Origin of the sequence: Treponema sp. UBA7570 (assembly GCA_002477955.1) — a bacterium.
Lineage (GTDB): Bacteria > Spirochaetota > Spirochaetia > Treponematales > Treponemataceae > Treponema_D.
Window position 1 is genome coordinate 1 of record DLLE01000046.1, and the last position, 9,561, is coordinate 9,561.

General features: G+C 41.6%; 11 protein-coding genes. 2 read left to right on the forward strand and 9 right to left on the reverse strand.

Annotated elements, in window-relative coordinates; all coding sequences use genetic code 11:
• Positions 1-2 precede the first annotated feature (2 nt).
• The 8 genes from B4N75_RS05505 to B4N75_RS05540 form a co-directional block, all read right to left on the reverse strand.
• Positions 3-1,220, reverse strand: coding sequence for a sensor histidine kinase (locus B4N75_RS05505; protein ID WP_296691871.1), 1,218 nt, complete (start codon positions 1,218-1,220; stop codon positions 3-5).
• A gap of 5 nt (positions 1,221-1,225) precedes the next feature.
• Complete coding sequence (locus B4N75_RS05510) at positions 1,226-1,885, reverse strand: hypothetical protein (protein WP_296706810.1); 660 nt, start codon at positions 1,883-1,885, stop codon at positions 1,226-1,228.
• A 104-nt stretch (positions 1,886-1,989) separates the two neighbouring features.
• Positions 1,990-2,493, reverse strand: coding sequence for a hypothetical protein (locus B4N75_RS05515; protein ID WP_296691864.1), 504 nt, complete (start codon positions 2,491-2,493; stop codon positions 1,990-1,992).
• Between the two features lie 284 nt (positions 2,494-2,777).
• Positions 2,778-4,340: a PcfJ domain-containing protein gene (locus B4N75_RS05520; RefSeq protein WP_296706812.1), complete on the reverse strand. Its 1,563-nt coding sequence runs from the start codon at positions 4,338-4,340 to the stop codon at positions 2,778-2,780.
• Positions 4,309-5,070: a hypothetical protein gene (locus tag B4N75_RS05525; RefSeq protein ID WP_296691858.1), complete on the reverse strand. Its 762-nt coding sequence runs from the start codon at positions 5,068-5,070 to the stop codon at positions 4,309-4,311. Before B4N75_RS05525 ends, B4N75_RS05520 begins: the two co-directional genes overlap by 32 nt.
• A gap of 556 nt (positions 5,071-5,626) precedes the next feature.
• Positions 5,627-6,409 carry a FliG C-terminal domain-containing protein gene (locus B4N75_RS05530; RefSeq protein ID WP_296667361.1) on the reverse strand — a complete coding sequence of 261 codons (783 nt, stop codon included), beginning with the start codon at positions 6,407-6,409 and terminating at the stop codon, positions 5,627-5,629.
• Between the two features lie 193 nt (positions 6,410-6,602).
• Positions 6,603-7,172: a hypothetical protein gene (locus tag B4N75_RS05535; protein ID WP_296691855.1), complete on the reverse strand. Its 570-nt coding sequence runs from the start codon at positions 7,170-7,172 to the stop codon at positions 6,603-6,605.
• Positions 7,173-7,199: 27 nt separating this feature from the next.
• Positions 7,200-7,415 carry a hypothetical protein gene (locus B4N75_RS05540; protein ID WP_296667367.1) on the reverse strand — a complete coding sequence of 72 codons (216 nt, stop codon included), beginning with the start codon at positions 7,413-7,415 and terminating at the stop codon, positions 7,200-7,202.
• A gap of 676 nt (positions 7,416-8,091) precedes the next feature.
• On the opposite strand from B4N75_RS05540, the gene B4N75_RS05545 reads away from it, so the two are divergent.
• Together B4N75_RS05545 and B4N75_RS05550 are read left to right on the forward strand one after the other, a co-directional pair.
• Positions 8,092-8,490: a type II toxin-antitoxin system RelE/ParE family toxin gene (locus B4N75_RS05545; RefSeq protein ID WP_296691852.1), complete on the forward strand. Its 399-nt coding sequence runs from the start codon at positions 8,092-8,094 to the stop codon at positions 8,488-8,490.
• The gene (locus tag B4N75_RS05550; protein ID WP_296691849.1) at positions 8,477-8,746 is read left to right on the forward strand and encodes a helix-turn-helix domain-containing protein; all 270 of its coding nucleotides are present in this window, start codon (positions 8,477-8,479) and stop codon (positions 8,744-8,746) included. Before B4N75_RS05545 ends, B4N75_RS05550 begins: the two co-directional genes overlap by 14 nt.
• 201 nt (positions 8,747-8,947) lie before the next feature.
• Here B4N75_RS05550 and B4N75_RS05555 read toward each other — a convergent pair.
• On the reverse strand, positions 8,948-9,561 hold a 614-nt coding region (locus tag B4N75_RS05555), incomplete at its 5' end, for an amino acid--tRNA ligase-related protein (RefSeq protein WP_296706814.1).

Here is a 9,561-nt window from a genome sequence, read left to right on the forward strand (position 1 = left end):
TTTCACACCTCCACCGTTATCTGCGTTCCAAAATCCGGCGCGGAAGAGAACGTCACTTTTCCGTTGAGAAGCCTTGCCCTCTCGCAGATATTGCGGACTCCAAAATGGGATTCCTTGGACTTTTCAAAAACGGCACAGTTTATCTCTTTTACAAGCTCCCCGTCCATTCCGCAGCCGTCGTCGGAAATTATGATTTTAAAATGGCTCCCTGGATTTTTTGCGGCCATCGCCCGCGCCGGAAATGCCTTTTTCAATGCCGTTTTTTGTCCGGCGTTTTCGGCAGGCCCGGCGGCCGGTGCGCTTCTCTTAAAAAACACCGTGACTTCGCTTGCGCCCGCGTGATTCTTTATATTCTGCAGCGCTTCCTGCACAATCCGGTAAACATTCAAGAGCCCGTCGCCATTCAAGCAGGAAAAGTCAACACCGTTTTCCGCAATCAGACGGAACTGGAAAGCGTCTCCGAAAATCTTCTTTGCAAAGACATTCACCAAAGAAAGCAGATTGTCTTCTGTAATGCTCGGCGGAGTCAGGTTGTAGCAGAGATTTCTGATTTCCTCAATGTTCTGGTTTTGCGTCTCGATAATCTTAGCCGCTGTGCCTCTGTCAGAAATATTTTCCGCAAGAAGAGAAACATACCGCAAATTCTGCGCGACGCTGTCGTGGAGCTCCCGGCTGATTCTTTTGCGCTCGGCTTCCTGAACCAAAATCGAATGCTGCAAAAAGGCCTGCGAACTGTAAAGCATCTTGTCTTTTTCAAGCCCTTCCTTTATGTTCAGAATGACAAGAGCAGCTCCGCCAATCAGAATCGTAAGCGTAAAATAAATGAAGAATTCGTACAGCTTTTGGTGCGTGTCTTCAAGAGATTCGTTTTTGTTTTTTAGAAAACTCATAAAAACCCTGTCCATTTCGTGAACAGCAAGCAGAATCTCTTCCTTATGGTTTTCTTTTTCCAAAATGAGCGGCCGCAGGCCCTCCGCCAGGGAAATGCAGAGCGCAATCTGATTCTCTGCCAGCTCTTTTAATGCCATGTCGCTGTTAAAGCATTTAGTGTCAAAGCGTTTAAGCGTGCCGATAAAATCCTCAAGAGAGGAGGCGTCCTGCATTGCGCAAAATTCGTTCCAGGAGCCGCAGACTGCATCCGTGCCGTTTTTATCCGGAGCTTTTTGCGCGCATGAAGCGAGAAAAACGATAACTGTAAGAAGCAAAAGGAGTTTTTTCATATTTTCTATACCGAGTCAAAGCCGGCATCCTGCCGCCGCTCTTTACCCCCCCCGTGCATAATTTTACTATACAGCTTGCTAAGTCCAAAGCCCGAAAAGGTTGTAATCACTCTGTCCAAAACGGTGACGGGAATGCGGCCTATAATTGAGGAAAAAAGGAAATTCATATATTCGTCGCCGTTGAAGGCAAAAATAAATGTGTTGAAATTCCAGTCTTTCTGGAACAGTTTTTGCGCAAACCAATTTATCAAGCCCGAAACAACGCTGCACGCAAGCCCTGCAAGAACCGAAGCGGTAAGAATGTACAGAAAGGTCAGGTTCACGCCCTTCTTGAGATTTTCTTTTTTGCGGATAAAAAGCCAGGTAACAAGAATAATCGTGAACGCGGAAAGCGTGTACAAGAAGACAAAATCAGTTTTTCCATCGCGGATTTTAAGCTTTACGCAGGTAAAGGAAATGAACAGAAGATATTCGATAAGAGAGGCAAGCGGGCCGAACAGAAACAGGGCGGCAATCATAAAAATGGTGTCGAAGAAAAACGGCGACTTTAAGACGTCCTGAAAAAAAGAAGCCGCAAGCAAGTCGCACACGCTGAAAATGAGGATTGTGATGGCAACCGTGAAGAAATGCCTTTTGCCGAATTTTGCAGTGTTTCCGTTCATCATTCATAAAGTATAGCAAATTCCGGCGAAAAATTTCAGTGCGTTTTACGCACCAAAAAAAATCCACGCAAGGTTTGCTTGCGTGGAGAAAATATACGCGAAATAAGTTATTTTCGTGTGTATTTGTTGTCTTCATCATCAGTGAGCGTTGTACCACTGATTGTGCATTTTCTCGTTTTAACTTTGCTCGAATCAAGAGCTTCGAGCGGACAGTTTGAATTGGTGATTGTTAATGAGTTTGAACCAGAATACATTGCCTTCATCATAAGTTCAACCATTGTTGCCCTATTAACTTGGCTTACAGATGTACAAACTACAGTGCCATCTTTTGTCGGGTCACCTGTATAAGTACCCTTCTCAACATCTAGATCCATAGTAACAGTCATACCGTCATCAGTTTCCTTGCTATATATGTGCATTGCATAGGTGTTATCGCTGTAAAAAGTAATGGTCTCAGTTTCGCCGTCAGAATTTGTTCCAGAGTATGCAGCAAGAGATGGGGCTGAGCCTGAGCCGCCGTCATCATCGTCAGAATCAGAGCAAGATGCGAATCCAAATCCAAGCGCTGCGACCGCCGCAAGCACTGCCAATGCTTTTAAAAATTTCTTCATAAGAAACTCCTTAAAAAATTAATATGGCAGTATTTTACAGGGCAAGGGGAGGGGGAGCGAAAGTGCGTTTTACGCACCGAAAATAAATTACCGTGCACAGCAGGAATTTACTTTGCAGCTTATGCGGAAAACTCGCGCACATTATTTCTCATCTTCAAGCATTTTTTTGACATTCTGCGCCGATGAGCCGTTTCCGCTACCGCCAAAACCGTGAATGTAGATTGCTTTTCTTTTTGCTTCCATAGATTTGCCCTTCACTTTTCTTCTGACTCATATCTTTTACTTTAAAAGACTTTCTTGAATTTTATATTCTTTGCACGGCACCATTCCTGATATGCAAGTAAATCTTCGCCCTGTAAAACCCGATTTCCTGGTCCTAGCGCCTGACGGATGCTGAATTTTGGTGAAACTTCAATGCAAATCCTATACTTATTCTTGTATTTTGCATACACGATTGTGCAGTATTTTTTGCGAGCCAGTTCTGTATAACACCAGCCCACGCAATTGTGCATTTCACTTCCGACTGTCCTCAGTTCTGCGGAGCTTTGGGCCACATAAAAGCAATAACGGTCTTCATCTTTTACTTCGACAGTTTCAATCTTTCCGTCACCTGTGCGAATCGTAGTCCTGTTTTCGCCGCATTTATAGGCAAGGTCAAGGTGAGGCTGCTCGATTTCAAATTTTTCATCTTTTTCTTGATTTTCGCCAAACATCCGGGCAGAAAGAGCGTTTGCATTCTGTGCTTGCACAATGTCGGCACGGCGAACTAAAAAATCATGCGTATAATCATTGAATCCTTCGCGAAGCACATCTTTCTTTTCTTTATCACTCAAAGCATCAGCGCAAATCGGATAAGAATTTATTCCATCAATAATGACATTGTCTGGAATCTTTTCGTCAGCAAAAAAATTGAAAGTTCTTTCCAGGCTATTCCAAACTGTTTTTTCGGAAGAAATTGCAAGCATATCCCCGACGAATTTTTTTAGCGAAGGGCGAATGCTGTAAGAAATCTCGCCGTCAGAAAAATTTACCATACAAAACTTGAAAAAAGCATAGCAAAGAGGATTAGCGCTTTTTAAAAGAATATTCACATCAGAAAATCCCAAATCCTTTACCGCCGCATACGAGATGACACCTTCAGGGAAACTCTGGTACAACTTTCGGACAGATTTTGAAGGCTTTATTCCGAGACTGTGAAACATTTCGTTTTCGGCGGTCGGAGTGTTTCCAGAAGAAAGAGTTGAAAAATCCTTATCATACGGATTTAAAGCCCAGTGATGAGAAATTTTATAGAAATTGATGTTGAACGGACTTAGCATATAACCAATGATAAGACTGAAGCCACGAAATTTTGAAGCAATGGTCGGGACTATGCCAAATTCTTTTTTATACCGATCGCCTAAATCCTTTAAGATTTCTTCCGTGATTTCAGGACAAAGGCCGGCTGCCAAATCTTCGCTCTCAAAAACAGATTTTCCATTTTTGGATAAGACTTTACGCTCAAGATTAAGCTCATAAAAATTTTCGATAAGACGGCGGTTCTGCTTTACGACAGTCTGGGATTTTACAAGAATGAGATAATTATTTTTTGTTTTTGCCACATGATAGCCATAATTAAAGATTGAATTTTCATAAGCAAAAGGTCCTTCATACAAATGTCCGCACTGACTTTTAAGAATATTATTTGAAAAGGCGGCGATATATTCCCAGCGATGGCACGAGCGGCAATATACGCTTTTCTGTTTTAAATTTACTATGGTCGGGAAAAGAGACATCGGCTCACAAGAAATTGGTATGTACTTATTAATTTTTGGACTAAATGCCCAGTAGCTGCACTGTGCTCTCATTTTTTTTCTCCAGATTGTTTAAGATTTCACAGTCATATATATCGATTGCCCAGCCGTCTTTTATAGCCCGCTTGATGTCCGTGTAATGAGCAATCACTTTTTCTGTAGGAATAGGAAGCGTCGTGGTGATTTTAGGAACCGTAACCGTCAGCTCCATTCCTTGCCCTCTCTTCTTTTTTGCACTCAAAGAAAAGTCATACATCTCGCGCATTTCAAGCTCGTTTATTTGCAGATGATGAGATGAAACAACTGATATAATTCCGTACCTGCCGTCAAGATTTCGTATTGTGACTTTCGGCTTTGCATTTTGAACCGTTTGTCTTCTGACTTGTTGATTCCACTTATACTCGCCCGATTCCTTGTACTCAACCAGTTTTTCAAACTCTTCCTCAGAATAAAACAGGTGAGTTACATAATAAAGTTTTTTTTCGATATATCCTTTAACTCCTTCTCCGTTATCACTTCTGCAGCTAAAGGAAATATCATAGCCAAAATGCTGGAATCTGAAATTGAACTCATAAGGCGGTTCTTTGGTCACAAAACGAATCGCATCATTCTGAATATCGATGAAAATCTTTGCGCCATCGTCGAACTGGCCTTCAAGCAAGTCCTCGTCTTTTAGTCCGAAATATTTGAAATCAATTTCGTTTTTTTCATTTCCGAATTTTTCGACAAACCTAAGGAACTGCTCGTGGTTCAAAAACTTTATTTCACAATGAGTTGGATTCATTCTGCGCTCTCCATTTTTAGAAACGCCGGTTTCGTCTCTTTGGGAAACCGGCAAACCCGAATCTCACCGGCAAAAGATAGGCGCCGGATTTAGCATTTTGCGATTCAGCCGCAAAACACAAGAATAATATATGGAAAATTCGCAAGAAGTTCAAAAAAGTGTGAAGAAAGCTGAATTTTTTTTCCAGCTCAGAATGTTCCCTGGTTAAAAAGGAATGTCGTTAGCCTGAATTTCGAGTTTTATGATTTTATGTCATTTTTGCTTTTCATTCTCAAATAAAAACACCGCACCGCTGCGAGCCAAAAAGACTTATAGAGGTGCGGCATTGTATTTTGAGAATATATAAATTGTCTGAGATTTGACAGATTTTAAAGCACAGAAAGCGCGAACAGAACTTGAATTCATACCATCTATTGTTTGCATTTTTTTTCTGTGCTCCTCGTGCAAATTTTTATGAGTACTTACAAGTTACAACACAATTTTAATAAAAAACAGTGCGTTTTACGCACCGAATTTTTTATTTCAGAGGCTAACAAGCTTGTCTTCCCGGCTGTATTCAGCTGCAATATAAAGAATCCATTATCTTTTTTTGACATTCAACGGAAGGCTTTTTCATCTCCAGAAGTTCCGCTTCAAGCTTTTTCTTCGTCTCCGGGCTGACACACCTGAAGATTTTGCTCTGGATTTCATAATCACAAAATGCGATTGCCTGTGCAAGGAAATCAAGGTTTTCCTCGGCGATTTTCTTCACGGTAATATCATCAAGCCAAACAATGTTCTCAAAGTTCCCGGAAAGATAGACTTCCATCGCTGTATGTGCCCGCTGTTCTTTTTGCTCACTGCTCTCTTCGAGTCTGCGCAAGTATTCCGCACGATTTTCATCATCCCGCTTCTCAAAGTCTGACATTAGCTTTGCGCCAAGTTCTTCGCCAATCATTGAGGCAAGTTTCATCGCAAGGACACGAGGATTCGCCCCTTCATAGATTGAATGCACGCCCTCCGCCGCCATCATCAGCGCAAGTTTTTCTTCGTCGCCGCCTAGTTTTTGGGAAGAAGCGATTGCATAGAAGGCGATTTTCTCAATATCGGATATTTCAACACCGTCACAGATGTCCATAAAAAGATTTCGTATAAAATTTCTACCATACAAAGAGATTTTTTGCGGAAAATCCTCTCCCGCAAAATCATTGAAGGCCTGCTCAGTATCCATATCCGCTTGCAAGGAAAGAATTCCTTCACGGCGGGAACGTTCGGCCGTGTTTATCAAAAACCATGCCATGCCAAGCAAAGTCTTTTCGTACTCAGGCTTTGCGGGCGGTAAATTGTAGAAGATTGCCATTTATTCCTCCAAAGATTTTTTCATGTGTTCAAAGGGACGGTTTTATTTATTTTCCCGATAATTGATTTAATGGCATAAAGCACAACAGAAAATTCATCCTTAACAATGATTTAGAAAAAGACAATCGAATCGTTGCCATTCACATCTCTGCGATTGACGATAAAATCTGTAAGTTCTGCGGTCATTTTATCTCCTACTCAAAATTAAAATCTGCCAAAGTGTTTTTTCTTCGAGGATGTCCGGGTCTTCGCTCAAAAATCTTCCGAAATTCTTCCATCGCAGGATCTGTCTCCTGAAATTTAACACGCAATGGCGGTCTGGAAACTTTAGCTGCATCGTTTGCTGTCGTAGAGCCATCTCTTCCTTTGCCGAACACTTTTTTGTGTCCTTCCTCGCTGAACTGAATCGTGCAGTATAAAAATCCACGAATCTCATAAAACCCAAGCTCGTAATTCACAACTTCATCAGGAAAAAGCGCTTGCATAGTTTCAGTATAAAGCCTTTGCACTACATCTTTATCCCATTTTACAAGCATTTCGTCCAAAAGAATGCTGAACTCTTTTAGGAACACGCCAAGTTTTGCCTTACCAGTGCAGAACGGCGGAATGGCTATCGTGCAAAAAGGGTAATCATCTGGCGATAATGTCAGGCTTCTGTCTTCATATTTTCCCTCGTAAAAATTGAAATCAGTTTTAATCGCAGTTTCGCAATCCTCAATGTAAAAATCCGTAAATTGATATATTCCTTCATTATATGGAAACAAGATTCTTCACCTCCTGTAATTGCAAAATTACTCTGTTTTGCCTTCGTTTAGCGGCACGAACACCGTGTGCACTGATTTTTTGTCCTTGGTCATAGTCCTGTACAGGACTCCGCCGAACACTCTGATGACATCGGTATAGGGAGAAGCTGTTTCGTCAGTTCCATAGTTCAATGCCGTTCCGTCATCTAAAAGCTCTACATGGCCAATTCTCTTTTTTTTAAGTTCTTCAAGCTCTTTGTTCATAATTTTTCTTCCGCTCTAATAATATATGGAAAATTTGCAAAAAGTTTAAAAAAAAGGTGATTTTCCCACAATTCGCATAGCAGGTGGTTTATTATAAAAATATTCCGCTTCGCTATTTGGACGATTAAAAAAACTCCTTCGCCAAAAACAAAACTTTTTACAAGCGAAGGAGCGGCTTGCCGCCGATAAACTTCTATGATGTCCGCTAGTTTTTAGAGCGAGCGAATTGCAAGCGCATAGGCATAGCCTGTACTCGAAATGAGTTCAGGCACATAAAAAAAACTTAAAAATTTGATATAATAATATTTTACAAAGAGCAAAGCGGTCGCGAAAGTGCGTTTTACGCACCGAAAATAAAGTAACTAAGTTGCCCGAATAAAGTAACTATATTTCCAAATATAGTCACTTTATTTTAAAATATAGTTACTATATTTACTCAACATAGTGGGTATATTTTTTTAATCTTAAAAACGAAGATTCCGCACAAAAAAAGCGGAGCTTTTACGCTTCGCGTCTTGCTTAACGAGTTCCGAACTAGCCGAAACTCGCACATATTACTTCTCAATTTCTGTGCACTTTAGATGCAAGTCATCCAACTGCTTGCGGACCGCGCCACACCGCTCCCTGCCCTAACATAATCCTTGACCTTGTAACACTTTAGTGTTACATTTTTATTATGAAAGAATACTTAGCCTACAAAGGCAATAAATTCATCGTGGAGTGGTATTTCACAAAGAAGGGTGAAAGCCAGCCGTTAGAGTTTTTTAACACCTTATCCATGACTGAACAACAAAAATTCTTTCATCTATTAAAACGAATTGGAGATTTTGGCTTCATTTCTGATATAACAAAATTCAGAAATGAAGAAGACGGAATATATGCTTTCAAGCCTCAGCCAAACAGATTTTTATCTTTTTTCTTTGAAGGCGGAAAGATAATTATTACAAATGGCTTTGTCAAAAAGAGCCAAAAACTGAAAAAACAGGATAAGGCTTGTGCAATATCTGCACGAGAAGATTATGCTAAACGAGTAAAGGAAAGAAACTATTATGACAAAGACTATGAGTACATTTGACAGAATGATGGAAAATCCAGAATGGAAATCCGGCTTTGAAAAATCCTATGAAGAATTCCTTATCTCAGAATTTATGTGCGAGCAAATGAAAAACGCCGATTTAAGCGTCCGCGAACTTGCGGAGCGTGCTGGCGTTTCCCCTACAACAATCCAGCATCTTCGCACAGGCAAAGCAGAAAATGTAAAGGTAAAAACGCTTATGTCGGTTTTACATGAATTAGGATTCAGTTTGAAGCCAGTTGCAACGCTGCATTGAAGATTGAATCGCGAATCACAAACGGAATTCCTGCAAGCTATTGCAAGTTTGTTATCTTCCGCACAAAAAAAGCGGAGCTTTTACGCTCCGCTTTTGTTTTATAGCATTTTATTTTTCTGGGTCAGAAATCGTGATATGCAAATGCCGCAATCCGCTTCGCGCCTTGCTTACCGAGTTTTCCCTGCGGAAAACTCGCGCATATTATTTCTCAACCTCAGTACATTTTAGATGCAAGTCGTCCAATTGGCTTTGGTCAACTGCGCTTGGACACTCGTCCATAGGAGAAGCCGCCAGATTGTTCTTCGGGAAGGCGATTACCTCGTGGATGCTTTCCTCGTGGCACATGAGCATGATAAGGCGGTCGAGTCCCGGTGCGATTCCTCCGTGCGGCGGCGCGCCGAACTTGAATGCCTGTACCAAGAAGCCGAACGCTTTTTCTGCGCGCTCGCGGCTGTAGCCTACGATTTCAAAAATGCGCTCCTGCAATGCAGGGTCGTTGATACGCATTGAGCCTGAAGCAAGCTCGTAGCCGTTCAAAACAAGGTCGTAAAGGTCGCCTTTTACAGCTCCCGGGTCGCTTTCCAAAGAGTCCCAGTATTTTTTCTGCGGAAGCGTGAACATGTGGTGCTCTGTTTCCCACTTGTTTTCTTCCTCGTTCCATGCAAAGTACGGGAAGTCGATAATCCAGGCAAAGTGGAACTCGTCCTTTGGATTGTAAAGGTTCAAGTCTTTTCCAAGCTGCTTGCGCACTGCTCCGAGCGCGACGCACGCTGTCTGCCATTTTTCGTCGCTTACAAACAGAAGAAGGTCGTTCT

Coding starts and splice junctions, on each gene's coding strand:
- B4N75_RS05505 (WP_296691871.1), bottom strand. CDS start 1,220: ATGAAAAAACTCCTTTTGCTTCTTACAGTTATCGTTTTTCTCGCTTCA.
- B4N75_RS05510 (WP_296706810.1), bottom strand. CDS start 1,885: ATGATGAACGGAAACACTGCAAAATTCGGCAAAAGGCATTTCTTCACG.
- B4N75_RS05515 (WP_296691864.1), bottom strand. CDS start 2,493: ATGAAGAAATTTTTAAAAGCATTGGCAGTGCTTGCGGCGGTCGCAGCG.
- B4N75_RS05520 (WP_296706812.1), bottom strand. CDS start 4,340: ATGAGAGCACAGTGCAGCTACTGGGCATTTAGTCCAAAAATTAATAAG.
- B4N75_RS05525 (WP_296691858.1), bottom strand. CDS start 5,070: ATGAATCCAACTCATTGTGAAATAAAGTTTTTGAACCACGAGCAGTTC.
- B4N75_RS05530 (WP_296667361.1), bottom strand. CDS start 6,409: ATGGCAATCTTCTACAATTTACCGCCCGCAAAGCCTGAGTACGAAAAG.
- B4N75_RS05540 (WP_296667367.1), bottom strand. CDS start 7,415: ATGAACAAAGAGCTTGAAGAACTTAAAAAAAAGAGAATTGGCCATGTA.
- B4N75_RS05545 (WP_296691852.1), top strand. CDS start 8,092: ATGAAAGAATACTTAGCCTACAAAGGCAATAAATTCATCGTGGAGTGG.
- B4N75_RS05550 (WP_296691849.1), top strand. CDS start 8,477: ATGAGTACATTTGACAGAATGATGGAAAATCCAGAATGGAAATCCGGC.